24 protein-coding genes and 2 tRNA genes are annotated in these 26,311 nt (G+C 69.6%); 5 read left to right on the top strand and 21 right to left on the bottom strand.

What is annotated here, in order from left to right; all coding sequences use genetic code 11:
• Positions 1-261 precede the first annotated feature (261 nt).
• Positions 262-1,596 (top strand): cytochrome b/b6 domain-containing protein, encoded by a 1,335-nt coding sequence (locus tag OG714_RS33400; RefSeq protein WP_406126602.1) that lies wholly within the window; start codon positions 262-264, stop codon positions 1,594-1,596.
• A complete protein-coding gene (locus OG714_RS33395; RefSeq protein ID WP_406126600.1) occupies positions 1,593-3,206 on the top strand; it encodes an NADH-ubiquinone oxidoreductase-F iron-sulfur binding region domain-containing protein in 1,614 nt (537 codons plus the stop codon). The genes OG714_RS33400 and OG714_RS33395 overlap by 4 nt, the downstream gene beginning before the upstream one ends.
• A 125-nt stretch (positions 3,207-3,331) precedes the next feature.
• Here the strand turns inward: OG714_RS33395 and OG714_RS33390 are convergent.
• From OG714_RS33390 to OG714_RS33375, 4 genes are all read right to left on the bottom strand, one after another.
• Positions 3,332-3,404, bottom strand: a tRNA-Ala gene (locus OG714_RS33390).
• Between the two features lie 133 nt (positions 3,405-3,537).
• Positions 3,538-3,771, bottom strand: coding sequence for a hypothetical protein (locus OG714_RS33385; protein WP_003976229.1), 234 nt, complete (start codon positions 3,769-3,771; stop codon positions 3,538-3,540).
• 3 nt (positions 3,772-3,774) lie between these two features.
• Complete coding sequence (locus OG714_RS33380; protein WP_019063265.1) at positions 3,775-3,948, bottom strand: hypothetical protein; 174 nt, start codon at positions 3,946-3,948, stop codon at positions 3,775-3,777.
• A gap of 68 nt (positions 3,949-4,016) precedes the next feature.
• The gene (locus OG714_RS33375) at positions 4,017-5,393 is read right to left on the bottom strand and encodes an MFS transporter (RefSeq protein ID WP_406132050.1); all 1,377 of its coding nucleotides are present in this window, start codon (positions 5,391-5,393) and stop codon (positions 4,017-4,019) included.
• Positions 5,394-5,601: 208 nt separating this feature from the next.
• Here OG714_RS33375 and OG714_RS33370 point away from each other — a divergent pair, with 208 nt between their 5' ends.
• Positions 5,602-6,447 (top strand): helix-turn-helix transcriptional regulator, encoded by an 846-nt coding sequence (locus OG714_RS33370; RefSeq protein WP_406126597.1) that lies wholly within the window; start codon positions 5,602-5,604, stop codon positions 6,445-6,447.
• 70 nt (positions 6,448-6,517) lie between these two features.
• Here OG714_RS33370 and OG714_RS33365 read toward each other — a convergent pair.
• The 7 genes from OG714_RS33365 to OG714_RS33335 all read right to left on the bottom strand — a co-directional run bounded on the left by OG714_RS33365 (position 6,518) and on the right by OG714_RS33335 (position 10,915).
• Positions 6,518-6,590, bottom strand: a tRNA-Ala gene (locus tag OG714_RS33365).
• A 93-nt stretch (positions 6,591-6,683) separates the two neighbouring features.
• Positions 6,684-7,349 (bottom strand): histidine phosphatase family protein, encoded by a 666-nt coding sequence (locus tag OG714_RS33360; RefSeq protein WP_406126596.1) that lies wholly within the window; start codon positions 7,347-7,349, stop codon positions 6,684-6,686.
• Entirely contained in the window at positions 7,346-7,789 is a 444-nt protein-coding gene (gene rsfS, locus OG714_RS33355; RefSeq protein WP_406126594.1) for a ribosome silencing factor, read from the bottom strand. Before rsfS ends, OG714_RS33360 begins: the two co-directional genes overlap by 4 nt.
• 155 nt (positions 7,790-7,944) lie before the next feature.
• Positions 7,945-9,654, bottom strand: a complete 1,710-nt coding sequence (locus tag OG714_RS33350; RefSeq protein WP_406126593.1) for an LCP family protein — start codon at positions 9,652-9,654, stop codon at positions 7,945-7,947.
• A gap of 16 nt (positions 9,655-9,670) precedes the next feature.
• Positions 9,671-10,360, bottom strand: a complete 690-nt coding sequence (gene nadD / locus OG714_RS33345) for a nicotinate-nucleotide adenylyltransferase (protein ID WP_026151393.1) — start codon at positions 10,358-10,360, stop codon at positions 9,671-9,673.
• A gap of 67 nt (positions 10,361-10,427) precedes the next feature.
• Positions 10,428-10,589, bottom strand: coding sequence for a hypothetical protein (locus OG714_RS33340; protein ID WP_033285922.1), 162 nt, complete (start codon positions 10,587-10,589; stop codon positions 10,428-10,430).
• A gap of 164 nt (positions 10,590-10,753) precedes the next feature.
• Positions 10,754-10,915 carry a hypothetical protein gene (locus tag OG714_RS33335; protein ID WP_327404136.1) on the bottom strand — a complete coding sequence of 54 codons (162 nt, stop codon included), beginning with the start codon at positions 10,913-10,915 and terminating at the stop codon, positions 10,754-10,756.
• Positions 10,916-11,016: 101 nt separating this feature from the next.
• On the opposite strand from OG714_RS33335, the gene OG714_RS33330 reads away from it, so the two are divergent.
• The gene (locus OG714_RS33330; protein ID WP_406126591.1) at positions 11,017-12,141 is read left to right on the top strand and encodes a M48 family metallopeptidase; all 1,125 of its coding nucleotides are present in this window, start codon (positions 11,017-11,019) and stop codon (positions 12,139-12,141) included.
• A gap of 84 nt (positions 12,142-12,225) precedes the next feature.
• Here OG714_RS33330 and OG714_RS33325 read toward each other — a convergent pair whose 3' ends face one another.
• The 5 genes from OG714_RS33325 to proB all read right to left on the bottom strand — a co-directional run bounded on the left by OG714_RS33325 (position 12,226) and on the right by proB (position 17,262).
• Positions 12,226-13,314 (bottom strand): hypothetical protein, encoded by a 1,089-nt coding sequence (locus tag OG714_RS33325; protein WP_406126589.1) that lies wholly within the window; start codon positions 13,312-13,314, stop codon positions 12,226-12,228.
• Positions 13,315-13,403: 89 nt separating this feature from the next.
• Positions 13,404-14,009, bottom strand: coding sequence for a hypothetical protein (locus tag OG714_RS33320; RefSeq protein WP_406126587.1), 606 nt, complete (start codon positions 14,007-14,009; stop codon positions 13,404-13,406).
• Positions 14,010-14,102: 93 nt separating this feature from the next.
• Positions 14,103-15,389, bottom strand: a complete 1,287-nt coding sequence (locus OG714_RS33315; RefSeq protein WP_406126585.1) for a glutamate-5-semialdehyde dehydrogenase — start codon at positions 15,387-15,389, stop codon at positions 14,103-14,105.
• Positions 15,390-15,492: 103 nt separating this feature from the next.
• Positions 15,493-15,951 carry a hypothetical protein gene (locus OG714_RS33310; RefSeq protein WP_019063252.1) on the bottom strand — a complete coding sequence of 153 codons (459 nt, stop codon included), beginning with the start codon at positions 15,949-15,951 and terminating at the stop codon, positions 15,493-15,495.
• Between the two features lie 204 nt (positions 15,952-16,155).
• Positions 16,156-17,262, bottom strand: a complete 1,107-nt coding sequence (gene proB / locus OG714_RS33305; RefSeq protein ID WP_406132048.1) for a glutamate 5-kinase — start codon at positions 17,260-17,262, stop codon at positions 16,156-16,158.
• A 211-nt stretch (positions 17,263-17,473) separates the two neighbouring features.
• Between proB and OG714_RS33300 the strand changes: the two genes are divergently transcribed.
• Entirely contained in the window at positions 17,474-17,863 is a 390-nt protein-coding gene (locus OG714_RS33300; protein WP_406126583.1) for a BTAD domain-containing putative transcriptional regulator, read from the top strand.
• Positions 17,864-18,020: 157 nt separating this feature from the next.
• Here OG714_RS33300 and OG714_RS33295 read toward each other — a convergent pair whose 3' ends face one another.
• The 5 genes from OG714_RS33295 to OG714_RS33275 form a co-directional block, all read right to left on the bottom strand.
• Positions 18,021-19,259, bottom strand: coding sequence for a glycosyltransferase family 2 protein (locus tag OG714_RS33295; protein ID WP_406126581.1), 1,239 nt, complete (start codon positions 19,257-19,259; stop codon positions 18,021-18,023).
• Between the two features lie 156 nt (positions 19,260-19,415).
• Positions 19,416-21,458, bottom strand: coding sequence for a hypothetical protein (locus OG714_RS33290; protein WP_406126580.1), 2,043 nt, complete (start codon positions 21,456-21,458; stop codon positions 19,416-19,418).
• A 59-nt stretch (positions 21,459-21,517) separates the two neighbouring features.
• Positions 21,518-23,011: an SDR family NAD(P)-dependent oxidoreductase gene (locus OG714_RS33285; RefSeq protein WP_406126578.1), complete on the bottom strand. Its 1,494-nt coding sequence runs from the start codon at positions 23,009-23,011 to the stop codon at positions 21,518-21,520.
• A 149-nt stretch (positions 23,012-23,160) separates the two neighbouring features.
• Positions 23,161-24,324, bottom strand: coding sequence for a hypothetical protein (locus OG714_RS33280; protein WP_406126576.1), 1,164 nt, complete (start codon positions 24,322-24,324; stop codon positions 23,161-23,163).
• A gap of 114 nt (positions 24,325-24,438) precedes the next feature.
• A complete protein-coding gene (locus OG714_RS33275) occupies positions 24,439-25,989 on the bottom strand; it encodes an alkaline phosphatase D family protein (protein ID WP_406126575.1) in 1,551 nt (516 codons plus the stop codon).
• Positions 25,990-26,311 lie beyond the last annotated feature (322 nt).

Genomic DNA, 26,311 nt, shown 5'->3' with positions numbered 1-26,311 from the left:
CGGCACGCATGGCGTCAGAGTACCGCAGCCCTTGAGCACAACGCGACGCGCTTCCGTATCACCCTTGGCACCCTGTCCACACCGGCGTGGACTGACCCCGGTTCAAGGATTACCTTCGCGTACCACCCACTACGGGACATCACAGCAAGCGCATTGTCGTTTGATAACAACGCAATAACTCAAACCTCGTACCCACCGGTATGGAGCCACTTAGAGTTCGGCAGCGGGACCGCTTTCCCGATACTGCTCGGAGTTGCCCCCATGAACGCTCGTCGTAGTACCAGTTCGCTCCCCAAGCCGGGCCGCTCGGCCTATGGCGTGGTGAGCCTCGTCGTCCTGATCTTCATACCCGTGTTCGTGCTGGCCGGAGGCAGCCAGGTACAGGACTTCCTCAACTTCGGTGCGGGCGTTCTCTCGCTCGTCTCCCTCTCCTGCTCGGTGATCTGGGGGCTCGTCGCCCAGGACCGGGTCATCCTCAACATCCGCCAGCGGATCGTGGCGCAGGGCATCCACCGGGTGACCGCCGTCGGCTCGATCGCGTTCCTCGTGGTGCACATCACGGTCAAGCTGGCGCTCGACCACACCGTCCTGATCGCCGCGCTGATCCCCTTCAGCCTCGGCGTGAAGGGCAGCGCCGGGCTCATCGGCCTCGGCTCGCTCGGCGGCCTGCTGATGATCTTCGTGGGCATCACCGGCGCCCTGCGCAACCAGTTCGCGTCCCCCGCGCCGGTCGCCGCCCGCTGGCGCGCGATGCACATGCTGGCCTACCCGGCCTGGTGCGCGGCGCTGGTCCACGGCCTGTTCGCGGGCCGCGCGGCGAAGCCGTTCTTCATGATCTCGTACGAGCTGTGCCTGGTCGGGGTCGCCGCCGCCCTCGCCCTGCGCTCGGCGCCCCGCCCGTTCAAGCGCCAGTTCGCCGACAAGGTCGCCAGGCTCCTGGGCAACGAGGAGCGGCCGGGTCTCGACGAACTCGACGCGAGCCGCGGCCGCGTGGCCGAGTCCGGGCTGCCGGGCTACGAGAGCCGACGCCCTGCCGAGGGCCGACGGGCCTCGCAGCAGCCCTCGTTCACCGAGACCGGGTCGATGCCGCGCGTGGACCCCGCCGGCGCGTACGAGACGAGGTCCATGACCCCGGAGCCCGACACGAACAGTTTCGCGGCCGCCTACCGCACCGCCACGCCGGAGTCCACCGGTCAGATGCCGTTCATCACCGACCAGACCTCGCGCATGAACGTGCCGATGGACATGCAGAACACGCAGGCGGTCCCGCGCGCGGACAACGGCGGCAGTACCTCCGGAAGCTGGCCGGTCCCGTCGCCGCCGCCGGTCGGCGAGGCGCCCCCGTCGGCGTACGACCCGCTCCAGGACACCGGGTACAACATCCCCACGTACAACAACAACGCGAACACGGGCGGGTACGGCGAGGGATATGTGTACGACACCGGTGAGTCGAACGGTGCCTCCGGTACGTACAACCCCAATGACACGTACAACAGCGGTCCCGCCACTGATCAAACGCCCAACACGTCGTACGACTTCGACGCGCAGGGCGGCTCGGGCGAACCTTGGAACACGCCTTCCGGAGGCTATAGGTGAACGAGGCCCTGCCCGACGTCCCAGAAGTCCGCGTGGTCGGGCTTCCGCAGCTCACGTCTGGCTTCGACCTTGTCGAGAGACTCGACCTGCCCATGCACCTGAAGGTGCATGGGCCGCTCGAACCGATGGGCGGGGAGCAGCTCGCGAAGCTCTCCGAGGCCATCAACCTGAAGGGCCGCGGCGGCGCGGGCTTCCCCTTCCACAAGAAGCTGCGCTCGGTCGCCGAAGCGGCGATCAAGCGCGGTGTACGACCGGTCGTCGTCGTCAACGGCAGCGAGGACGAGCCGGCCTGCCGCAAGGACACGGTGCTCATCAACCGTGCCCCGCACCTCATCCTGGACGGCGCGCTGCTGGTCGCCGAGGCCCTGGGTGCCCGCACGCTCGTGGTGGGGGTCACCCGTGAGTCGACGCAGCGCTCCATGGAGGCCGCACTCTCCGAGCGCGGCCTGAGCAACACCCGCCGCTCGGCCCTGAAGGCGTTCGTCCAGCGCAACCCGGTCCGCATGGTCACCGGCGCCGCCGCGTCGCTGATCCGCTCGATCGACGGCGGCCCGGCGATCCCGCCCGGCCGCAAGGTCAGCGCCTCCCAGAACGGCGTCGGCGGCGTCCCCACCCTGCTGTCGAACGCCGAGACGTTCGCCCAACTCGCCATCGCCGCCCGCATCGGCCCCGAGCGCTACGGCAACACCGGCCTCTACGACGAGCCCGGCACCGTCATGCTCACGGTCTCCGGAGCGGTCGCGCGCCCCATGGTGATCGAGGTCCCCACAGGCGTACCGCTGCGCTACGTCCTGCAGTTGGCCGGCGCCCCGCCGGTCCCCCAGGGTGTGCTGACGGGCGGTTACCACGGCAAGTGGATCGACGCGGCGACGGTCAACGAGGCGATCGTCTCCCGCAACTCCCTGGACGCGGTGGGCGGTGCGCTCGGCGCGGGCGCCATCATGCCGATCACCCAGGAGACCTGCCCGCTGGGCGAGTCACTGCGCGTGGCCCAGTGGCTCGCCGACGAGAGCGCGGGACAATGTGGTCCCTGCTACCTCGGTCTGCCGGCCGCCGCGCGCGGCATGGAGGACATCCTCAACGGCGGCGGCCCGGCCGCCCTGGAGGCGCTCAAGCAGGTCGCCAAGGCCGTGAAGCGGCGCGGTGCTTGCTCGCACCCGGACGGCTCCGCGATGTTCCTGGAGTCGACCATCAAGGCGTTCACGGACGACCTCGCCGCCCACGTCCTCGGAAATGGCTGCGGAAGGCCCGTGGAGGGCGTTCTGCCGCTCTTCGAGGGCGGCCAGCTCCCCGCGGGCATCACGAGCGGCGCGGAGCCCGAGGACAACGGTCCCAGCCGTCAGAAGATCTACGTCGACTGGACGCTGTGCCGGGGCCACGGTCTGTGCGCGGACATCCTCCCGGAGGTCTTCGAACTCGGCGCGGACGGCTTCCCCACCGTCGCGCAGGCCCAGGTGCCGCGGTACGCGGAGGCGAAGGCGCTCCGCGCGGTGCGCCGTTGCCCGGCGCTCGCCCTGCGCCTGGAGGAGGAGACCGCGCGGGACAAGGGCCCGGCCCGCAACCTGCCGGTCCTCTCCCAGGGCCGCGGCCGGCGGGCCCTCGGCCGCTGAGCACACGAGCAGCGGGCCGCCCTCTTCTTAAGAAGGGGCGGCCCGCTGCTCCATGAACGGCACCAACTCCCCCTGAACACACCGAAGGCGGGTCATCTTGTGGGATGACCCGCCTTCGACTTCTGTGGAGCTAAGGAGAATTGAACTCCTGACCTCCTGCATGCCATGCAGGCGCTCTACCAACTGAGCTATAGCCCCGTGCGGTGTGCTACCGGGTCTCCCCGGCGGCGACGCCAACATTACCGGTGGACCCGGTTCACCACCAAATCGTTTCCGTCCCCGTGGTCGTGACCGTGATCGCCGGGACCTCCTCGCGGGGCCCCGGCCGGAGTCAAGCGGTGACGAACGAATAGAACCGTTTCAATGTGCAGTGCTCTTCCAGGAGTCGACCGTAGATCGGCTCACCCTCGAGTTCGCGGTACGTCTCGATCGGGTCGCCTTTTATGATCAGCGCCCGCGCGCACTCCTCGCACCAGTACTGGTAGTCGGGATTCACCGGTTCCATGTCACGGACGATCGGCGTCCCACTGCCGCACCAGTCGCACTTTCGCCTGTGTGCACCCATCGATCAGCTCCAGCTGTGGCCGCAGGCCGTGCACACGTAGGAAACTCCGCCGTTGTCACCGAGGACTTGGGCCACGTGGGCGGAACCGCAGGAAGGGCAGCTCAGGCGGGTGATCGTATCCCGTATCAACGCCGCATCGAAGAGGTGGTCGACCTCCTCGATGATGCTCGCAGGCATCGCTACTCCCTCCCGTCGGGCCGCGCCCCCTCCGGCCGTTTGATTCTGCCACGGCCGGACCAATACGGTCAGCGACGCCTCAGTACCAGTCCGGACACGGCACCCACCGCGGCCGTCCCCGCCAGCGCGAACATGCACGCCAAAAGCGCCTCCGCAGAGGTATACGCCCCCGGGGCCCCAAGTGACTCAAGCCGGTTCAAGAACAGTGTGCCGAAAACCGCGACCCCGATCAGCTGACCCAGCTGCGCGACCGTGGAGAGCAAACCGCTGGCGTCCGCCGCGTCCTCGGGCCGCACCGTCGCGAGGGCCCGGGTCAGCGTCGGGCTGAAGGCGAGCGCGAGCCCGGCCCCCACACCGACGTACGCCACGTACAGTACGGCCCCGCCGCGGTCGCCGCCTTCGAACGCCAGGCCGACTCCCGTGACGGCCGGGATCGTGATCAGGAAACCGAGCGGGGTCAGCGCCCGCTGCCAGGCCGCCGGCCACCTCCGCCAGGTCAGCCCGACCGCCCCGAAGACGACCGCCGTCGGCGCGAAGGTGAGACCGGCACGCAGCGCGCTGAAGCCGAGGCCGCCCTGGACGTGCAGGGTGAGCGCGAACAGGAAACCGGCGTTGACGGCCATGACCGCCAGGATCCGGAAGACGGCGAGACCCATGCCCGGGTGACGCAGCACACGCGGCGCGATCAGCGGCGCTCCCCCGCGCCGCGCGAGCCGGGACTCGTACACGCAGAACGACGTGAAGAGGACGGCCGCCGCGATCAGCGACAGCCACGACCACAGCGGCCAGCCCTCCTCCTGCCCCAGCACCAGCGGCACCGTCAGCAGCGAGACCGCCGAGGCGAGCAGCACCAGCCCCGGCACGTCGAAGGCCCGCGCCCGCTCCGGCTCCGCCCCGCCGTTCCTCGGCAGGACGCGCCTGCCGAGGAACAGGAGTACGACGCCCACGGGCACGTTGACGAGGAACACCGGCCGCCAGCTCGTGCCGAACAGGTCGGCGCTGACGAGGACACCGCCGAGGATCTGCCCGGCCGCGGCGCCGACGGCGATGACCGCCGAGTAGACGCCGAGCGCCCGCATCCGGGCCTCGCCGACGAAGTTCCGCTGGATCAGGCTGAGCACCTGAGGGATCATCAGCGCCGAGCCGGACCCCTGGATCAGCCGGAACACGATCAGCTCGGTCGAGCCCTGGGCCAGGCCGCAGGTGAGCGAGGCGGCGGTGAAGAGGGCGAGCCCGGCGAGGTGCACCCGGGCGTGACCGAACCGGTCGCCGAGCCGGGCGCCGGTGATCAGCAACACCGAGTACGTGATGGTGTATCCGGCGATCACCAGCTGCAAGTCGGCGCCGGACGCGTGGAGTTCGGTGCCGATGGTGGGGGCGGCGACGTTCACGATGAACACGTCGAGCAGCGCCATGAAGAGGGCCGCGAGCAGCACCGCGAGCATCGGCCCGCGGCGATTGTCAGTGCCGGGGTCTTTACTGGTGGCAGGAGTCGGAACGGGTGCGGAATCCGGTTCCGTACGGGGTGTCGTCGTCATGCCGTCGAGCGTGGGGGCGCTCCGGTACGGGTGCCGAGAGCCCGCTGATGCTGGTACCGGCAGCACCTGGCAGGGACCAGGCCGGGCGTCGAACATGGGGGATGTGACGATGGGGATGGGGACGACACAGCGCCGCCGGCCCGAGCTGGCCGCGTTTCTGCGCAGCAGGCGCGCCCGGGTGACACCGCACGACGTCGGCATGCCGCCGGGTTTTCGACGCCGTACGCCGGGACTGCGCCGCGAGGAGGTCGCGCAGCTCTCCGGAGTGGGCGTCACCTGGTACACGTGGCTCGAACAGGGGCGCCCGATCAACGCGTCCGCGCAGGTGCTGGACGCCGTGGCGCGCACGCTCCGGCTCGACGCGCCGGAGCGCGAGCATCTGTACCACCTGGCCGAGGTGCCGTACGCGCATCCTCCGGAAGCGCTCGCGCAGACGGTGGGGCCGGAGGTCCAGGGCATCCTCGACGCCCTGGAGCCACGCCCTGCGGTGGTCTACAACTCGCGGTACGACATCCTCGCCACCAACTCCCCCTACCGGACGGTGTTCTGGCTGGAGCCGCTGCCGCCGGGCCCGATGCCGAACGCGCTGTGGAAGCTGTTCACGGTGCCGGAGGAGGAGTGTCCGCTGCTGTACCGGGAGACGGAGCTGCCGGTGATGGTGGCGACGCTGCGCTCCGCCTACGGGGTGCATACCGGCGAGCCCGCCTGGGAGGAGTTCATACGCGGGCTGTCGGCGGCGAGTCCGCTCTTCGCGCGGCTGTGGAGGAGCGGGGACGTGGCGGAGCCGGGGCGGCGGGTGAAGACGTTCCGGCACGCGGCGGTGGGCGAGATGCGGATGACGTCGGTGTCGTTGTCGATCAACGGCATGCCGGAATGCCGGATCGTGGTCTACACCCCGGCCGACGAGGAGACTCGGCTGCGCACGGAGGCGCTGACAGCGACGAAAAGATCCCACCCCTGAAAGGGATGGGATCTCATCGATTCGATCGTGGACGACTCTCGATCTTTGACAACTCAAGAGTGTCGATCTGTGGAGCTAAGGAGAATTGAACTCCTGACCTCCTGCATGCCATGCAGGCGCTCTACCAACTGAGCTATAGCCCCTTGCGTTCTTCCCGCTCGGCGGGCGAACAAGAAGAACTTTAGCCTGCGACCTGCCGGAAAGTGAAATCCGGGGTCGGGGCCCTGGAGGGCCGCTCAGTCGTCGTCGCCGAGCACCGGTTCCGGGAGCGTGCCGGCGTTGTGTTCCAGCAGGCGCCAGCCGCGGGCGCCCTCGCCGAGGACGGACCAGCAGCAGTTGGAGAGGCCGCCGAGACTCTCCCAGTGCTGGGACTCCAGACCGAGCAGACGCCCGATGGTGGTGCGGATCGTGCCGCCGTGGCTGACCACCACGAGGGTGCCGTCCTCGGGCAGCTTCTCGGCGTGCCGCAGCACGACGGGGGCGGCCCGGTCGGCGACCTCGGTCTCCAGCTCGCCGCCGCCGCGGCGCACCGGCTCCCCGCGCTTCCACGCGGCGTACTCCTCGCCGTGGCGGGCGATGATCTCCTCGTGCGTCAGCCCCTGCCAGACGCCCGCGTAGGTCTCCCGCAGGCCCTCGTCGTGGGTGACGTCGAGGTCGCTGAGGGCGGCCAGCTCGGCGGCCGTGTTCGCCGCCCGCTTCAGATCGGAGGCGACGATCGCGTCCGGCTCGAGGGAGGCCAGCAGCCGGGCCGCGCGGCGGGCCTGGCCGATGCCGGTCTCGGTGAGCTCGACGTCCGTGGTGCCCTGGAAGCGGCGCTCCACGTTCCACGCGGTCTGGCCGTGCCGCCACAGGATGACGCGGCGGCCCCGGCCCGCCTTGCGGCCGTCTGCCCCGGCGGTCACCGCACCTCCCCGAACTCGGAGGTGTCCTCCTCGGCCTGCAGCTTGGCGTGCTCGGCAGCCTTGCCGCGGGTGGCCTTGGCCTCGGCCGGGATCTCCAGCTCGGGGCAGTCCTTCCACAGCCGCTCCAGGGCGTAGAAGACACGCTCCTCGCTGTGCTGGACGTGGACGACGATGTCGACGTAGTCGAGCAGGATCCAGCGGGCGTCACGGTCGCCCTCGCGGCGCACCGGCTTGGCGCCGAGCTCCTTGTTCAGCCGCTCCTCGATCTCGTCGACGATCGACTTGACCTGACGGTCGTTGGGAGCGGAGGCCAGCAGGAAGGCGTCCGTGATCGACAGCACGTCGCTGACGTCGTAGGCGATGATGTCGTGCGCGAGCTTGTCGGCGGCCGCCTGGGCGGCGGCGGAGATGAGCTCGATGGAGCGGTCAGTGGCGGTCACTACGCGGCTTTCGGTCGGCGGTCAACAGACCTCAAGGGTCTCACGGACCGCGGACGGCACCCCACGTGAATAACGGATCATGCCCCGGAGGCCGGTCGGGACACCGGCTCCGGCCTCCGGGGCATGCTCTCCGTCACCCGGCCACCAGGTCGTCGTCATGATGACGACGACGGCTTGTAGTCCTCTCCGAGGATCACCGAGACATCCGCGTTCGCGGAGACTGTGCCCTTGGTCACGGTGCTGGTGGGCAGGCCCAGGGTCTTGGCGACCTCGGTGGCGTTCTCCTTGTCGGCCGCGTCGGAGTACGTGATCTTGGACGTGGCCGAGGCCGTGGACGACGTGCCGGCCTCCAGGAAGGTGAAGCCGCCGTTGAGGAGGACGACGCGGGCCTTCTCGGTGTCGTCCTTGACGCCGGTGGCGTTCTGGACGGCGACCCGGACCGCCGAGCCCTCGTCGGGGCTCTTCGCGGTGCCGCCCAGGATGTCCTTGACGACGCTGGCCGAGGCCTGCGCGGTGAGGGTGCCGTCGTTCTGGACGGGCAGCAGGGCCGTCTTGTAGTCGCCGCTCTTGGCGAGGTCGGCGAGCTTGGCGAGGAAGGTGCCGAGGTCCTTGTCGGTGAGGGGCGGGTCCAGGATCTGGGCCAGCGTCTGCACGGTGGTGGTCGCCGCCGTCGGGTCCGAGGTCAGCTGGCGCAGGACGCCCTGCATGACCTGGCCGAACCGCTCCAGCTGGGCGTTCTGCGCCTCGCCGGAGGCGCGGTAGGTGGCGTAGGCGACGGCCATCTTGCCGCTGAGGGTCTGGTCCTTGCCCTTGTGGACGAGGGGTGCGGCGTTCTTCTTCGTGGCGTCCGGGTCGGGCACGTCGACGTTGGTGTCGAGGTCGATGTTGCCGACGAGGTCGACCAGGTTCTGGAGGTAGGGGGTGTCCAGCCGCCAGGTGCCCTCGATGTCGGTGCCGAGGACCGTGTTGAGCTGGTCGACGGTCCCGGAGGTGCCGTCGTCGTCGACCGACTTGGCCAGCGTCGTCGTGTTGCCGTCGTCGTCCGTGAGCGCCAGGGAGTTGGGCAGGAGCACGGTGGTGCCCTGCTTCAGGGTGGTGTTGTCGACGAGCAGCACCGAAGAGGTGCCGCCCTTCGCGGTGTTGTGCAGGTGGACGACGATCACGTCGCGGTTCTGGGCGCCCTCGGCCGTTGTCGTGCCGGACTTCGAGGCGGGCGTGGACACTCCGGGGAGCTTCCCGGCGTACCAGAGGTAGCCGACACCGCCGGCCGCGACCAGCGCGAGGACCACGACGAGGGCGACCATGCGGCCGCGGGCACGGCGTTTGGCCTCCTCGCGGCGCTCGGTGCGGTTCTCGGTGAAGTTCAGCCAGTCGATGACGTCTTCGGAGTCGTCGGTCGGCTCCTCCACGAACGCGAACTGCTCGGTGCGGTAGTCCCGTTCACCCGTGTCCGGGGCCTTCGGGGCTTCCGTGTCCTCGGCCGGCCCGGACTGCTGCGGGATGTAGGCGGTCTGCTCGGCGACCCAGGGCTGCTGTCCGCCGGCCGCGGTCTGCCCGTAGGGGTCGTAGGCCGTCGTCGTCCCGGTGGCGTACGGGTCGTAGCCGGACTGGGGCGCCTGCTGGCCGGTGTCGTAAGACTGCTGCGTGCCCGTGTCGTACGGGGACGGCTGCTGCTGGGTGCCGGTTGCGTACGGGTCGTAGGCGTAGCCCTGTTGTTGCTGCCCGTACGGGTCGTACGGCTGCTGCTGTGGGGGCTGTTGGGTCTGCTGGGCCGGGACCTGCCGGTAGACAGGCTGGTTGTATTCGTCGTAGCCGACCAGTTCGTACTGGTCGCCGCCGTACCCGGCGTCGTATCGGTCGTTCACCGGTGCCCCTCTCGGCTCACTCGCCGCGGTACAGCTCGCGCTTGTCGATATAGCGCACGACTCCGTCGGGCACCAGGTACCAGACGGGATCTCCCTTCGCGACTCTCGCCCGGCAGTCCGTCGAGGAGATGGCCAGCGCGGGCACCTCGATCAGCGAGACGCCGCCCTCCGGGAGACCCGGGTCGGTCAGCGTGTGGCCGGGGCGGGTGACCCCGATGAAGTGCGCGAGGGAGAACAGTTCCTCCGCGTCCCGCCAGGTCAGGATCGCGCCGAGGGCGTCGGCGCCGGTGATGAAGAAGAGGTCCGCGTCGGGGTTGAGCGCCCGCAGGTCGCGCAGGGTGTCCGTGGTGTAGGTGGGGCCGCCGCGGTCGATGTCGATACGGCTCACCGAGAACTGGGGGTTCTCGGCGGTCGCGATCACCGTCATCAGGTAGCGGTCCTCGGCCAGGGCCACCTTGCGGTCGGTCTTCTGCCACGGCTGACCGGTCGGGACGAAGATCACCTCGTCCAGGTGGAACTGCGCGGCGACCTCACTGGCCGCCACGAGGTGCCCGTGGTGGATCGGGTCGAACGTTCCGCCCATGACGCCGAGTCGGCGCTTGCCGGGGTTCGACGGGCCGTTGTTGCGCGGGCCGTTCGCCATTCGGATCTCCGTGCCGCGCGTCGTGTCGTTCGCCGGACCGGTAGGCATGTCCTGCTCTCCCATGCGTGCAGACCCTACCGGCCCGGTGTGAAGGCCCCGGGACCCGTCCGGTGGACAGAAGGGACAGACCCTAGCGGTCGCGGTTGAAGCGGGTGGTGATCCACAGCAGGAGCATCAGGACGATGAACGCGCCGCCACCGGTGATGATCGGCTGGAGGCTCTCGTGGTTGCCCCCGCCCTCCCCCTCGGCGGCAAGAGTGACCAACTGGGCAGCAGTGCCGTGGATGCTCATCTTCAGCAGAACCTATCCGGTGTGGGCGGGATAAAGATGTCGGCCCATGGTAAGCGGGCGCCCCGGCGGCGATCACGCCGACTCCGCCATTGGAAGCCGACGGACAGCCGGCTGGAAGACGACGGGCAGCCGACCTGGACGCGACAGGGAACTCGACGGGCGCCTCAGTCGTCCTTCTGTTTGTACCCGCGCAGCAGGAACCACGCGGTCAGGATGCAGCCGAAGAACATGACGATCAGTACGACCTTGAGCAGGTCCCCCGATCCTTGCCGGGGGGCGGCGTTCGCGGCCTCTGCGAGCCAGGCGGCTGCGGAATGGGGCTCCATGCGTTGACTCCTTCGCTGTACTGCCCGTCCACGGTATCTCCGCCTAGGCTGGGCTCTGCTTCGGGGGCACTCAGGGCACTCACACGCACATGGGGGACCACATGTCCGAAGACGGCCACGAGCAGAACGGGCACGAGAACGTGCCGAGCAGGCAGCGCAGGCGCTTCGAGGGGATCTCCTCGCGTGCGTACGAGCACCCGGCCGACCGCTCCGCCCTGGTGGCGCTGCGCAAGCTGACCGGGTTCGACACGGTGTTCAAGGCGCTCAGCGGGCTGCTGCCCGAGCGCAGTCTGCGGCTGCTGTTCCTGTCCGACTCGGTGCGCGTGTCGGACCAGCAGTTCGCGCACCTCAACGACATGCTGCGGGACGCCTGTTACATCCTGGACCTGGAGAAGGTCCCGCCGATGTACGTCACCCAGGACCCGCAGCCCAACGCGATGTGCATCGGCCTGGACGAGCCGATCATCGTCGTCACCACCGGCCTGGTCGAGCTGCTCGACGAGGAGGAGATGCGGGCGGTCGTCGGCCACGAGGTGGGCCACGCGCTGTCCGGCCACTCCGTGTACCGCACGATCCTGCTGTTCCTGACCAACCTCGCCCTGAAGGTCGCCTGGATCCCGCTGGGCAACCTCGCGATCCTGGCGATCGTGACGGCGCTGCGCGAGTGGTTCCGCAAGTCGGAGCTGTCCGCAGACCGCGCGGGTCTGCTGGTCGGCCAGGACCTGCGGGCCTCGATGCGCGGCCTGATGAAGATCGCAGGCGGCAACCACCTGCACGAGATGAACGTGGACGCCTTCCTCAAGCAGGCCGAGGAGTTCGAGTCGGGCGGTGACCTGCGCGACTCGGTGCTGAAGATCCTGAACGTGCTGCCCCGCTCCCACCCGTTCACCACCGTGCGGGCGGCCGAGCTGAAGAAGTGGGCCGAGTCCCGCGACTACCAGCGGATCATGGACGGGCACTACCCGCGGCGCAGCGAGGACAAGGACACCTCGGTCACGGACTCGTTCCGCGAGTCGGCGGCGAGCTACGCCAGCAACGTCAAGAACTCCAAGGACCCGCTGATGAAGCTGGTCAGCGACTTCGCGGGCGGCGCGGGCGACCTGGGCGGCCGGGTGCGACGCGGCTTCGGCGGCTTCGCGAGCTCGACCCCGCAGGACGAGCCGCCGGCGGGCCCGGCCAACGGCACGGAGCAGCCGCCGACGGACGACACACCGCCGCGCGACTGAGGACCGACCTCACTCATCCATCACGTACGACGGCCGTGCACGGCTCCTTCCGGGCACGGCCCCCGGCGTGGAAATTCAGGAAACTCACACCTTCGGCTGCGCGCTCGTCGCCAGTGACCCGCACAGCGCCGTCGCGCTGCCCGTCGCGTACGGGTCCGTGCCGGCCGGGCCGCCCGCCTTGGCGGTCTGGCCGGCGAGCAGGGGGCGCAGATGGGTCACGGAGTCCTCGGCGCAGGACAGGGGCCCGGCCTGGACGTAGGAGACGACGAGCTGGGCCTGGTGCATGCGCAGGTCGTCGCGGTCGAAGCGGAAGTGCAGTTCGCGGCGGACGGTGAACAGGGACGCCTGGGCCTGGTCGCCGGAGCCGGCCGAGGCCGCCGAGCCGGTGGGCCGTAGCGCGTAGACGAAGGTTCCGTCGGCGATGACTTCAAGAGTGGACGAGTCGATCTCGGTGGCCTGGAGGGTGCCCTGGACGCGGATCTTGCGGTCGGCCAGCTGGACGCGAGAGGGGTCGAAGCGAACCAGCCATCCGGTGGGTTCGTGCCGGCCGTCGGCGGTCGGGTGCTCGAAGCTCTGGTCGAACTGGTCGAGTTGGTCCGGGTCGACGAGGACGCGCGCGGGGCGGATCTGTCCGCCGGTGAGCACCGCCGGGTAGAGCGAGGACTCCACGATGTAGTCCTTGGCGGTGCTCAGGGCGGCGATGACCTGGCTGTCCGAGAAGTGCGCGGTGCGCCGCGCGGCCGGCAGCGGCACGCCCTCGGCGCCGACGCTGAACTGCGCGGCCGGGCTGTGCTCGTAGAGGTACTCGGCGTCGGCCGCCCCCGGGACCTTGCCCTGGGGGGACAGTGGGATGACGGTCATCCGCAGCGGTTCGATGGGCTGCTGGGCCGTGGGGGTCGTGTAGGGGTGCCGTACACCCATGTAGATCGCGGTGCCGAAGGCGACGGCGATCAGCATGACCAGGATCAGGGCCTGGCGGGAGAGACCGCGGCGCAAGGCCGGGCGGCGGCGGACGGCGGGGGCGTGGTCGGCCAGGCGCTCCTGCGCGGAGAACTCCTGGAGGCGGGCAGCGCGGACGAACGACTCGTCGAAGACGACGGATCGGTACTCGTCCTCACCACCACCGGGAGCGCCCTCGGGCGTGCCCTCAGGTGGGTCTCCTGGACCGCCCATACTTTCAGAGTAGGTCTCTGGAGCCTCAGGTAAACGCCCTGCTACACGACAAGTTCTGACAGGTTCTCACCGGGGCGCTCACAGCTCGCTCAGGGCGTGCGCGGGACCGCGGACAGCGGTGGCTGGGAGTTGTCGGCGGAAGCGGACGGTGCCGCAGCCGTGCCCTGTTCCACGCCCGTCGAGGCCGGGGGCGGGACACGGTCCCTGCCGCCCGAGGAGGCGCCGCGGTAGACCGCCGAGAAAGCCAGGGCGACCATGCCGATGCCCATCACCAGGGCGAGCAGCCAGGCGACCGGGCGGTGCCAGCGGACCTGTTTGCCGTAGGTCCCCGGGGCGCCGTAGCGGCCCTCGACGACGTCGGGGTCGTCCAGGTCGTCGAGTTCCGGATCATGGCCGAATTCGCGTCCGTAGGCGTCCTCGAACGGATCGTCGCCTCGTGCGCGTCTGCCGTGCTGCGCGCGGCGGGCTTCGGCCTCGGAGGCCTCGGCTCTCGCCTGCGCGGCGGCCAGGAGGCGCTCGACGGCGGTCGGCTCGTGTACTACGGCCGCCCGTATGAAGGCCTCGTCGAAGACCACGGATGCGAACTCTTCGTCCGACACTCCGCGGTCGTGGTCGTCGTCGGGCTCCCAGCCGTCAGGAAACGGCCTGCCCCCCACGTCCTCCGGCACCTCTCCAGAGTAGACCTGGGGGGTCAATTTGGGCAGGCGGTAGGGAAATTCATCCGTTGTGTGAGACGTCTCTCCCCCGACGAGGCGCTATGCCCACCGCATATGCCGAACGGCGGGGCCTCAGCGGCGGATGTGTCCGTCGCCCGTGACGATGTACTTGGTGCTCGTCAGTTCCGGCAGGCCCATCGGACCCCGCGCGTGCAGCTTCTGGGTGGAGATCCCGATCTCGGCGCCGAAGCCGAACTGGCTGCCGTCCGTGAAGCGCGTGGAGGCGTTGACGGCGACGGTGGTGGAGTCGACCAGCTGGGTGAAGCGGCGGGCGGCCTGCTGGGAGCTGGTGACGATCGCCTCGGTGTGGCCGGAGCTCCACAGCCGGATGTGCTGGACGGCCTTGTCGAGCGAGTCGACGACGGCGGCGGCGATGTCGTAGGAGAGGTACTCGGTGTCCCAGTCCTCCGGGGTGGCCTCGACGACCGTGGCCTCGGAGTCCTTGGCGTAGGCGAGCACGCGCTCGTCTGCGTGCACGGTGACGCCGGCCTCGGCGAGGGCGTCCAGGGCGCGCGGCAGGAACTCGGGGGCGATGTCCTGGTGGACGAGGAGGGTCTCGGCGGCGTTGCAGACGCTGGGCCGCTGGGCCTTGGAGTTGATCAGGATGTCGATCGCCATGTCGAGGTCGGCGTCGGCGTCGACGTAGACGTGGCAGTTGCCGACGCCGGTCTCGATCACGGGGACGGTCGACTCGCTGACGACGGTCTGGATCAGGGAGGCGCCGCCGCGCGGAATCAGGACGTCTACGAGTCCCCGGGCGCGCATCAGTTCGCGCACGCTCTCGCGGCTCTCGCCGGGCACCAACTGCACGGCGTCGGCGGGCAGTCCGGCGCCGCCGACGGCGTCGCGGATGACGCGCACGAGGGCGGTGTTCGACTCGTAGGCGGAGGCCGAGCCGCGCAGGAGGACCGCGTTCCCGGACTTGAGGCACAAGGCGGCGGCGTCGACGGTGACGTTCGGGCGGGCCTCGTAGATGATGCCGACGACGCCGAGGGGGACGCGGACCTGGCGCAGGTCGATGCCGTTCGGCAGGGTCGAGCCGCGGACGACCTCGCCGACCGGGTCGGGCAGTGCTACGACGTCCCGTACGTCCGAGGCGATGGCCCGTACGCGCTCGGGCGTCAGCGTCAGCCGGTCGATGACCGTCTCGCTGGTGCCGGCGGCGCGGGCCTTGGCGATGTCCTTGGCGTTGGCCTCGACGATCTCGCTCGTACGGACCTCCAGCGCGTCCGCGATGGCGAGCAGCGCGTCGTCCTTCTCGGCGCGCGGCAGCGGCGCGAGGTCGGCGGCGGCGGACTTGGCGCGGTACGCGGCCTGCGTGACCGGGGACAGGGAGTCGTACGGCGAGAGCGTGGTCATGAGGGAAGGGTAGTGCGCCCCGCGAAGGCGTCCACCGGCTATCCCAAACCGCGAGACAAGCGCGGAAGGACCCGAGGACGGCTCGAAACGGACCCTGAGGGTCTCAGAACGGATGTACGCCGACGGGGGTCGCGGGCAGCGGGCCGTACCCCTCGGAGATGCGCTGGTGGTAGGTCTCGCGGTCGATGACCTCCAGGCCGACGATCTCCCACGGCGGCAGCTTGGCGGTCTGGCGGTGCTCGCCCCACAGGCGCAGCGCCACGGCTGCCGCGTCGTGCAGGTCGCGGGCCTCTTCCCAGTAGCGGATCTCCGCGTGGTCGTTGGCGTAGCGGCTGGTCAGCAGAAAGGGGTGGTCGTGGGCGAGCTGTTCCAGACCGCGCCGCACTTCCTTCAGCGGGGCCTCGCCGCCGGAGACGCTGAGGGTGACATGCCACAGCCGGGGCAGATCCTTGGGTTCCTCGCCCTCGTACCGGGCGCCGGCCGCGACGCTCGTCAGCGTGCGCTCCTCGCCGGGCGCGCGGGAGGTGGCACCACCGCGGGACGCCGCCGCCCCAGGGCGCACTCGTCTCACGACGGCCTCCTTACGCAAGGGGCGAGCTGCTGTGCTCGCGCGGATGTGTCCCTGAGCAAAGTTGAGCAGGCCCAAGGCGTCCGCGTGGCGCTTTTACGGAAGGTCCACCTCATGGCTGTCGCCCACGATCGGCGTTCCCGCAATTTTCGACCGAACGCCTCGCCTGTCCTACGGGTGCCGGTCGCTTCGCCGGTTCTACGGGTGCAGGATCACCAGGTCGTCCCGGTGGACGACTTCCCTCTCGTACGACGGTCCCAGCTCCCGCGCCAGTTCCCTGGTGGAGCGGCCGATCAGCTGGGGGATCTCCTTGGCGTCGAAGTTGACGAGGCCCCGGGCGACCGCGTGCCCGGTGCCGTCGCGGAGTTCGACGGGGTCGCCCGCGCTGAACTCGCCCTCGACGGCGGCGATTCCGGCCGGCAGCAGCGACATCCGACGCTGCACGACCGCGCGTACGGCACCGTCGTCGAGCGTCAACGAGCCCTGCGGGGTGGACGCGTGCTGGAGCCAGAGCAGCCGGTCCGCGGAACGCTTTCCGGTGGCGTGGAAGTAGGTCCCCGTGTCGCCGCCGCCCAGCGCGTCGGTCGCGTGGACCGCGCTGGTCAGCACGACGGGGATGCCGGCGGCGGCGGCGATCCGGGCCGCCTCCACCTTGGTCACCATGCCGCCGGTGCCGACGCCGGCCTTGCCCGCGCTGCCGATCTCGACGTGCGCGAGGTCCTGCGGTCCCCGGACTTCCGCTATCCGCGAGGTGCCCGGCTTGCTGGGGTCGCCGTCGTAGACGCCGTCGATGTCGGAGAGGAGGACCAGCAGGTCGGCGTGGACGAGGTGGGCGACGAGGGCGGCGAGCCGGTCGTTGTCGCCGAAGCGGATCTCGTCCGTGGCGACGGTGTCGTTCTCGTTGACGATCGGGAGGGCACCCATGGCGAGGAGTTTGTCGAGGGTGCGGGAGGCGTTGCGGTGGTGGGAGCGGCGGCTCATGTCGTCGGAGGTGAGCAGGACCTGGCCGACGCGGATGCCGTAACGCGCGAAGGAGGCGGTGTAGCGGGCCACCAGGAGGCCCTGGCCGACGCTCGCGGCGGCCTGCTGACGGGCGAGATCCTTCGGGCGGCGGCGCAGTCCGAGCGGGGCGAGTCCGGCGGCGATGGCGCCGGAGGAGACGAGGACGACCTCTTTCTCTCCCCCGCTGCGGCTCTTGGCGAGGACGTCGACCAGTGCGTCGACGCGGTCGGCGTCCAGGCCGCCGGCCGCGGTGGTCAGCGAGGAGGAACCCACCTTGACGACAATCCTGCGGGCCTCGGTCACGGCCTGCCTTGCCCCTGCCACGTGCTGAGTTCCCCTCGCGTAGGTATGGCTGCCCGCCCGGCAATCTACGCGAACGGGGCGGGGGCCGTTGACCGGTCCAGTCCCCGGACAGCCGTCCGTCGGCCATCCGTAAGCCGTCCGTGACCGTCCGCTCGTCCGACGACGGACCTTCGGGTGGTCGACGAGGGACCTTGGGTGGTCACGGACGGCCGTGGGGACTTGGCCGCTCTCAGCGTGTCTCAGGTGCCCTGGTCACAGGCGTGCGGGTGACAAGGAACAGATCGGCCTCCACCGTTTCCGGCGTCTGGTCGATCTGGCCCAGCACGTCGGTGCGGTGCGGGCGAGTGAACTCCTGGGTGAGGAAGTCGAGTTGTGGCACGGGCCGCCGCTCTCGGGCCTGGCGGGCCAGTGGTTGCCGTCGACGGCCGGCGCCTATATGGAGGCCTGTATGGAGGAGGAGGAGCGGCTCTCCGCCCTGGAGGAGCACGCCGCGGCCGTCCTCGAAGTCGGCCGGGCCCGCGACACGATCAGGGAACTGACGTCTCTTGTCATCGAGCATCCCCTTCGCGAGCGGGCGGCGAGCCTGCTCATGACGTGCTGAGCGATTTCCCTGACGTCCGCCGCAGAAAGGTGCCCGGCCCTCGGGACAAGTCCAAGGGCGTCAGACCCTGAAGCAGACGGAAAGACGACGACCGCGGTAGTGCGGCGCACGAGCCCGGTCCCGCCCAGGGACCGGGCTCACCGTCCGTCAGGATCCGTCAGGCCGCCGCCCGGCCGCGTGAGGTGACTCCGCGCGACAGCAGCACCCGGCGCGTCCTCCCCAGTCCCCGGCGCGCTTTCCCCAGCGCCCGGCGCACGAGTCGGCGCCCCGGCTCGTGGTAGCCCTCGACGGCGCGTGCCTCCCGCGGTTCGGCGAGGTAGAGGGAGTCGGGGAGGCCGACCGCCTCCGAGCGGAAGTGCGGGTAGGCCAGGTAGACCCGGCGGCCACGCCGCTCCAGGACGGCGGCGGGCTGCTTCTTGGCCCGGACGAACTCGACGACGTCCAGGAGGAGTTCGGGGCGTTCCTCGGCGACCAGGTGGAGGCGGAGCCGCTCGTCCACCTTGAGGCGGACGGCGACCTCGTCGGTCCAGTGGGCGGCCATCAACGGCTTGGCCAGCTCGAACTTGTGCCGCCTGACCTGCTCGCTGTCCTTGAGGTACTTGGGGCCGAACTGCGGGAGCAGCGTGACCAGGAAGGGGCGGAGCATCAGCTTGTCGCGCTCCACGCCCGGCGGGACCATCTCCGCGATGAGATTCATCAGGGCACGCGCGGAGTCGAAGCGCAGGGTGTAACTCCCGCTCTTCGTCACGTGTTTGCCGTCGTCGCGGCCCACCAGGTAGTAGCAGGTGTGGTCGGCGATCACGGAGACGCCGTCGGCCCGCAGATAGGCCTCCATCGTGAACAGCGCGTCCTCGCCGGTGAACAGCGACTCGTCGAACCGCATGCTGTGCCGCTCCAACAGCGCCCGCCGGAACAGCTTCTGGGCGCTCAGCGTGAACTTGATGTTGGAGTGGAAGACGTCGGTGCGCTCCAGCGTCTCGACCCACGCCGCCTTGGGCGGGACGCGGTTGATGCCCTCGACCTTTCCGAGCACCACGTCCGTGCCGTTGCGGTCGGCCATCGCGACCATGCGCTCCAACGCCTCCGGGGCGAGCCGGTCGTCGGCGTCGAGGAAGAAGACGTAGCGTCCGCTCGCCTTGCCGAGGCCGACGTTGCGCGGGGCGCTGGGGCCGCCGGAGTTCTCCTGGTGGATCACGGTGACGTGGGTCGCGGCGCGGGCCGCGAACTCCTCCAGGTACTCCCCCGTACCGTCCGTCGAGCCGTCATTCACGGCGATGACCTCGATGCGGGCCGGGTCCAGCGTCTGCGCCTCGACCGAGCGCAGGCACTCGACCAGGTACGGCATCGCCTCGTACGCCCCGACGACCACGGTCACATCAGGCTGCGTCACGGTCACGCGTACCCCCCTTGTCCATTGAATCGCCATCTACAAGACGGCCGACCGAGTGGATCGGTTGTCCTCCGTCAGGAGGGGATACGCAAAAGAGCCCGGTTTTCGAGAATCACTCCCCAAAAACCGGGCTCTTCTTGACCAAGTACTGACACGCACGGGTCAGCTGGTGAGTTCGGCCTCCGTCGTCGCCACCCGCTCCTGGCCGACGTTCCGCGTCTCGGACTTGACCGCCAGGTTCCCCACCGCGGTGTTGAACTGCTCGATCGACGTGGGCTCGTCCGGGCCGAGCAGGTACTCCTTGAGTTCCTTGCGGTCCTCGGCCATCGGGTCGGCCTCCGGGGCGCGGACCGCCGCCAGCAACTCGCCCATCTCCGACGCCTTGTTGGAGAGGATCACGGCCGCGCGCACCGCGGTGTTCTGCCGCTTGAACTCCTCCACGCCCAGCTTCGCCGAGTCCGTGACCGCGTACGGCTTGCCGCTCGCGATGAAGTCGGAGACCACGCTGGAGATGTCGGAGACCATCGCGTCGGACACGTTGAAGCAGTCGTACAGGCGCGGCTCGGCGCCCGCGATGACGCGGTGCTCGAAGGTACCGACCGAGTTCCAGTACGCGTCGTTCCACTCGGCGCGCAGCCGGGCGATCTCCTCGTACTTGACCAGGTCGACCACGCCGTCACGGGTCAGCTCGGCCTCGTCGCCCTTGTCGGCGGGGCCGCCGGACAGTTCGGCGATACGGGCGTCGATGCGGGCCAGGTCGGCCTTGGCCTTGGTCTGCACGGCCGCGTCGGCCTGGAAGCGCGGGTCGGTCGCGCGCTGGGCGGCGGCCTTCTCGACCAGGGCGACGACCTTGCGGTGCGCGGAGCCGGCGGCGGGGCTGACGGTGCCGGTGAAGGGGTGCGGCTTGTACAGGACACGGACCGGCGGGTCGGCCTTGAGCAGCTTCTTCACGATGTTCTCGCCGGCCAGCAGGAGGGAGGTGTTGCCGGGGTCGTTGTCCCAGCCCTCCCAGGTCGGCGCGTACAGCACGGTCGGGATACGGCCTTCGGGCACGCCCTGCCAGGTCTGGATCGGGGCGAGCTGCGGGCGGCCGACCTCGACGATGTCGTCGTCGCGGACACCGACGTCGGCGATGGCGTAGCGGTCGCGGCCCGCACGGCCGGCGGTCCACACCTCGTCGTAGACCTTGCTGAACGGGTTGACGCTGGCCAGCTTGTCGCTGTCGCCGTGGCCGATGAAGACGTGCTTCATGGTGGGGACGCGCAGCAGGTGGATGTTCTTGCCGACGTTGGCCGCGTACAGCGCGACGCGCACGGTCGACAGGTCCATGTTCATCAGGTGCACACCGCCGGGCACGCAGATGACGGGGACCTTGGTCTGGGCGAGGTTCTGCAGTATCACGCGCTCACGGAGCAGGACCAGCGGCCGGGTGTCCAGCTGCTCCATGGTCTCCAGCCACATGTTGACCTGGTACGTCGAGTCCTTGGAGCCGGAGAAGTAGAGCACCGTCTGTGGGTTGTACTCGCGCAGCCAGTCGTCGACGGCCGTGAGGATGACCTCCGGCGTCGGCGGGATCTTCGTACCCCGTATGTACGGCAGGAGCGCGCCGACGTAGAGGGTGCCCAGGAACAGGGTGATGCCGATGCCGATGAAGCCCGCGACGGCCGAGTCCAGCTCGGCGGAGATCAGCAGGCCGACGACGGCGAACAGGTCGAGGTGGAGCATCTTCTCGGCGGAGCGCTCCAGCAGGCCGAACCTCGGGGCGTCCGGGATGTGGATGCGTGAGCCGAGGTCGACGTTGCGGGTGGCGACCGGCATCCGGCGGCGGTTGCGGATCAGCGTGACGACGGCGCCGTGCGGGGCCTGGAGGCCGTAGAAGGCGATGAAGCAGGCGATCGCGCCGTAGAAGATGAGGTTGTCGGAGAGGTCCATGCGGGCCAGCAGCAGGATCAGCAGGAGCTGGCGGATCAGGAAGCGGATGGAGAGGCCCGCTCTGACCTTGCTGAGGCGGTTGATCAGGTAGCTGGCCTGGCGGTGGAGGTAGTGGTCCGCGACGTACGTCACGACGGTCGCGGCGGCGAAGGCGGGGACGCTCGGGACGAGGGCGGCCAGCATGAGGGCCGGGTATCCCAGCATCATCAGGGCGGCGGCGGCCAGCTCAGCCGCGCTGCCCACACGGGCCACGCGAATAGCGGTGGAAATCACTGATAAACCTGCTCTTGGGGGTTTTGAGTAATTTACCGGGATCTCAGAAGCAGGCTTAATTAAACGCCGTCCTGGACGTCCAGGACCGAGGCGAGGGCGGCCTCGAAGCCGGACGCCCTGGCCGCGCCGGCCGTCGGGTCCTGCTGGCGGACGTCGATGACGTGGCCGGTCAGCTCGGACAGCAGCACGTCGAGCGAGGTGCGGGCCACGGCCTCGGAGGAGAGCAGGGTGCCCGTCGGCTCCTGGCCGAACGCCTTGGTGCGCATCGGGGTGGCGGTGCGCTCCGGGTTGATGCAGTTCACGCGGATGCCGTCGCCGGCCCACTCGTCCGCCAGGGCCTGCGTGAGGTTCACCATCGCGGCCTTGGTCGAGGAGTACAGGCTGTACTCGGCGCGGCCTCGGGTGTAGCTGCTGGAGGTGTAGAGCAGCAGCTGGCCCTTGGTCTCGGCGAGGTACTTGTACGCGGAACGGGCGATCTGCACGGGCGCCAGGTAGTTGACCTTCAGCGCTTCCTCGATGGTCGCGTTGTCCGTCTCGGCCAGCTTGCCGATGCGCAGCACGCCCGCGGTGTTGATGACGTAGTCGATGCGCCCGGTCTCGCCGTACGCCTTGGACAGCGCGTCGTCGACCTCCTCGGGGTTCTCGACGTGCGTGCCGGTGGTCGAGCGGCCCAGCGCGTACACCGTGGCGCCGTAGCCCTCGGCGACCTCGGCGATGTCCTTGCCGATGCCGTACGAGCCGCCGAAGACGACCAGCGTCTTGCCGGTGAGCAGCTCGCGGTAGGCGGCCTCGTCGACCTGCTCGGGCGCGGCCGTGGAGGCGAGCTGGAAGAGCTTGTCGGCGATGAAGACGTCGACGGGCTGGGTGACCTTCATGTTGTACTCGTCGCCCGCGACGACGTGGATCGGCACGTCCGGCAGGTACTTGAGTACGACCGAACAGTCGTCCGTGGCCTGGAAGTTGGGGTCCCCGGCGGCGACCTCGTAGGCGCGGCGGATCGTGGACAGCTTGAACGCCTGGGGCGTCTGGCCGCGGCGCAGCCGGGAGCGGTCGGGGATCTCGGTGATGAACTCGCCGTCGTCGCCGTGCGTGCGGGTCACGATGATGGTGTCCGCGGACGGGATGGCCACGTCGACGGCCTGGAAGCGCTCCAGGGCCACCACACAGTCGTCGATCACGCGCTGCGAGAGCAGGGGGCGCACGGCGTCGTGGAAGAGGACGTTGCGGTCCTCGCCCTCGGCCAGGCCCTCACCGAGCGCGGCGATGGCGCGCTCGGTGGTCTCGTTCCGTGTGGAGCCGCCCTCGATGATCCGGGTGACCTTCTGGAAACCGGCCTTGGCGACGATCTTCTCGATGTCCGGGACGTAGCCCGGCGCCATCAGGACGATGATGTCGTCGATCGAGTCGGTGTTCTCGAAGGTGGTCAGGGTGTGCTCGATGACTGCCTTGCCGGCGATCTTCAGCAGCTGCTTGGGGATCGAGAGACCCACCCGCTGACCGGTACCGCCGGCCAGGATCACTGCGGTGGTGCGGGGCTTGGCTATGTGCGACACAGGTGACCTTGACCTACCTCGGGACAATGGGGAACTCGCAAATGGTCCCACTCGCGGTTACCGCAGTGCAAGGCGAGTGACCTCCGCCGCATAGGCGCGCGACACCTGTCATTCATCTTGCACTGCCGGTGACCGTGCGATGACGGAACTCAGCGCCGCCGGAGCCTCTTCAGACAACGGTGACCGAGAACCCGTACGAGTTCCTTCGACGACGTCTGGTGGACCGTCCGCGCCTTCGCCGGCGCACTGTGCCGCACGGGCGCCGCGGCCACCGCCGCGAGCGCCCCGTAGAGCGCCTGCGCGGCCACTTCGGGAGCGATCCGCGGCGCCCCGGGCGCCTTCCCGCCTCCCTCGGGCACGGCCGACAGCAGGGCGGTGTCCCCTACGACCCGTACGCCCGTGGCGGCGATCGTCCCGGTCATCTCGGCGCCGATCGCGCCGGCCGCCTCCAGTGCCCACCGGGGCGTGGTGATCTTCACGTCCTGCGGGGTCGGGCTGCACGCATTCTTCATATGCATGACGGCGCCGTTGCGCACGAGCTTGGAATACAGCTCGTCGGGGAGGCCATTTCCGCGGAATTCGACGTTGAGCCTCCGCAGCATTTCGGTCTCGGCGAGGGTGAGAGAACGGTTGGCGGCGTCCGGAACCGGCCGCAGGAGATTCGCGGGCAGCCCGAGCAGCGTCTCGAAGGTACGCAGCAGCCCCTCCCGGTCACCGTCGTCGACCACGACGACGGTGACCCGCCCGGGACCCACGACCCGGGCCCAGCGCTCGACCAGCCGGTCGTGCCGGTGCCGCCGCCAGAAGCTGGGGTTGGGCTGCTCGTACGGCGCCTTGCGGAGCATGTGCTCCAGCCAGTTGTCGTAGCCCATGCGCAGGCCGTTCTGCACGTACTGCTGCCACTGCGAGGGCATGATCTTCGCCAGCGGGCGCAGGGTGATCAGGATGTGCACGCGCTCGCCGCCGAGCTGCTCCACGATCCGGGCGATCGTCTCGTCGTCCTCGGCGTCGGCGAAGAACTCGCTGCTGATCACCGAGGTGCGGTCGCCGGTGGCCCGCACGGCGTCGAGGAGGCGCGTCCAGTGCTTGTCGGTGGGCACGGTGTCGCCCATCATCGCGGGCCGGGCGCAGGCCGCGAGGGCCGCTTCCATCGGGTGCCTGCTGTGTGCGGGGAAGTCGACGCCGTGCTCGGGCATCGTGTCCTTCGCGGCGAACAGCGCGCCCTGGATCGCGGTGGTCCCGGTCTTGTGCGGGCCGATGTGCAGCAGCCGGGTCCCGACGGGCAGCGCTTCCTCAATACAATCCGTCTCCATGGTTAACGGACGGTAAGAGTTGTTCCTGAGTTTGACCTGAGAGGAGCCTGGGACACAGATGAGTCCCAGGCTCCCGTCACACAGGCTTCACGCGTCACACAGACTTCACGGAACTCAGACCACGCTGACGCCGGGGTCGCCCGCCTCCACCCGGAGCGAGGCGTAGGTACTGGGCACGGCCGTGGGCTTGAGCACGGTGTCCACGACCCTCACCTGCGCGTCGATGCCGTCCCGCCGGATGTCGAACAGGTGGTAGCCGCGGTGGGCGTCGATCACCTTCCAGTGCGGGTTGTCCGCCATCAGCGGGTCCCACTGGGCGTGGAAGGCGGCCTGGTCCTGGTCGCCGTTGCTGGAGATGGACGTGCCGACGAACTCGGCGCCGACGACGTCGGAGTCCGGGTCGGCGAAGTCCTCCTTGAGGTCGCTGATCATCGTGAGGTGCCGGTCGCCGCTGAGCACCACGGGGTTGCGGACGCTCTTGAAGTCCTCCAGCAGGGCGTTGCGTTCGGCCTGGTAGCCGTCCCAGGCGTCGTAGAACCACTGCTTGCCCGCGCCGAGCAGGATGTCCGTCTCGGCCATCATGATCTGCGAGGCGATGACGTTCCAGCGCGCGGGCGAGTGGCGCAGCCCCTTCAGCAGCCACTCCTTCTGCCCGGCGCCCATCATCGTCATCGACGGGTCCTCGGCGCCGGCCTGCGTGGTCGCCTGGTCGCTGCGGAACTGCCGGGTGTCGAGGACGTTGAGCCGCATCAGCCGACCGAACTCCAGCCGACGGTACATCTGGATGTGCGGCCCGTTCGGTACTGCGGTCGCGCGCACCGGCATGTGCTCGTAGTACGCCTGGAAGGCCGCCGTCAGCCGCGCGACGAACGCGTCGTGCGACTGCTGGGCGGGGTCCTGCGGGATCTCCCCCGCCCAGTCGTTGTCCACCTCGTGGTCGTCGAAGGTCACGACCCAGGGGCTGTTGGCATGCATGGCGAGGAGGTCGGGATCACTCCGGTACTGCGCGTACCGATTGCGATATTGCACGAGGCTGTACGGCTCCCCGGTCCCCTCGTGTCGGCGCGGCCCCGCGTTCGACGGCGCCGACTCGTAGATGTAGTCGCCGACGAAGAGCACGAAGTCGGGGTCCTGGGACAGCATGTCGGCGTACGGCGTGAAGTAGCCGTTCTGCCAGTTCTGGCAGGAGGCGAGCGCGACGCGCAGCCGGCCGCCGGAGCTGCTCGCGTGGGGCGCGGTGCGGGTGCGGCCGGTGGCGGAGATCTGCCCGCTGACACGGAAGCGGTACCAGTAGTCACGGCCCGGCCGCAGTCCCCGTACATCCACGTGAACGCTGTGCCCGTACTCGGGCCGGGCGGGCGCGATTCCGCGGCGCACGTGCTTTCTGAAGCGTTCGTCCTCCGCGATTTCCCACTCCACGGGGACCACCTGGTCCGGCATCCCGCCGCCGTTCAGCGGGTCCGGTGCGAGCCGCGTCCACAGCACGATGCCGTCGGGCAGCGGGTCGCCGGAGGCGATGCCGAGGCTGAACACACCGTCGGGCAGCGGGGTTTCGGCAGCTCGGGCGGTGGTCGGCAGCCAGAGCTGGGCGGAGGCGGCGGCTCCCAGCACCGCCGCGCCGGCCGCGAGAAAACGTCGTCGATCGGGTGATACGGCTCCGGTCATCGGTGAACTCCCTTGCGACGTTGGCCTCTTGGGTCACTTGGAAGCCTCACAGTGCGCGGAGTCCCGCCCGTTGAACAGTAAGTATCGCGTCCATGACAAATGAGCGCACAGCAAGAGACCCGTTACTCCGAGAGCAACGGGTCTCAGCCAGTTTGGTCACGCCGGTGAATGATCTTCACGCCGGACGGACGATCGGCGCGCAGGGTGGGACACCGTCGCGCGGGACGGGTGAGCGACGCGCTGGGCGGGTGAGCGACGCGCGGGGCGAACGGTCGTCATGCCGGGCCGGACGGTCGACGTGCCTGACGGGCGATCAACTCCG

This window comes from Streptomyces sp. NBC_00989, from assembly GCF_045162655.1.
GTDB lineage: Bacteria > Actinomycetota > Actinomycetes > Streptomycetales > Streptomycetaceae > Streptomyces.
Note: the sequence above shows the minus strand (reverse complement) of the source record. Positions and strands in the feature narration are given on the sequence as shown.

Excerpts from the sequence above, each read along its gene's own strand:
- OG714_RS33400 (WP_406126602.1), top strand. The coding sequence starts at position 262 with ATGAACGCTCGTCGTAGTACCAGTTCGCTCCCCAAGCCGGGCCGCTCG.
- OG714_RS33385 (WP_003976229.1), bottom strand. The coding sequence starts at position 3,771 with ATGGGTGCACACAGGCGAAAGTGCGACTGGTGCGGCAGTGGGACGCCG.
- OG714_RS33380 (WP_019063265.1), bottom strand. The coding sequence starts at position 3,948 with ATGCCTGCGAGCATCATCGAGGAGGTCGACCACCTCTTCGATGCGGCG.
- OG714_RS33375 (WP_406132050.1), bottom strand. The coding sequence starts at position 5,393 with ATGCTCGCGGTGCTGCTCGCGGCCCTCTTCATGGCGCTGCTCGACGTG.
- OG714_RS33370 (WP_406126597.1), top strand. The coding sequence starts at position 5,602 with ATGGGGACGACACAGCGCCGCCGGCCCGAGCTGGCCGCGTTTCTGCGC.
- nadD (WP_026151393.1), bottom strand. The coding sequence starts at position 10,360 with ATGGGAGAGCAGGACATGCCTACCGGTCCGGCGAACGACACGACGCGC.
- OG714_RS33340 (WP_033285922.1), bottom strand. The coding sequence starts at position 10,589 with ATGAGCATCCACGGCACTGCTGCCCAGTTGGTCACTCTTGCCGCCGAG.
- OG714_RS33335 (WP_327404136.1), bottom strand. The coding sequence starts at position 10,915 with ATGGAGCCCCATTCCGCAGCCGCCTGGCTCGCAGAGGCCGCGAACGCC.
- OG714_RS33330 (WP_406126591.1), top strand. The coding sequence starts at position 11,017 with ATGTCCGAAGACGGCCACGAGCAGAACGGGCACGAGAACGTGCCGAGC.
- OG714_RS33325 (WP_406126589.1), bottom strand. The coding sequence starts at position 13,314 with ATGGGCGGTCCAGGAGACCCACCTGAGGGCACGCCCGAGGGCGCTCCC.
- OG714_RS33315 (WP_406126585.1), bottom strand. The coding sequence starts at position 15,389 with ATGACCACGCTCTCGCCGTACGACTCCCTGTCCCCGGTCACGCAGGCC.
- OG714_RS33280 (WP_406126576.1), bottom strand. The coding sequence starts at position 24,324 with ATGGAGACGGATTGTATTGAGGAAGCGCTGCCCGTCGGGACCCGGCTG.
- OG714_RS33275 (WP_406126575.1), bottom strand. The coding sequence starts at position 25,989 with ATGACCGGAGCCGTATCACCCGATCGACGACGTTTTCTCGCGGCCGGC.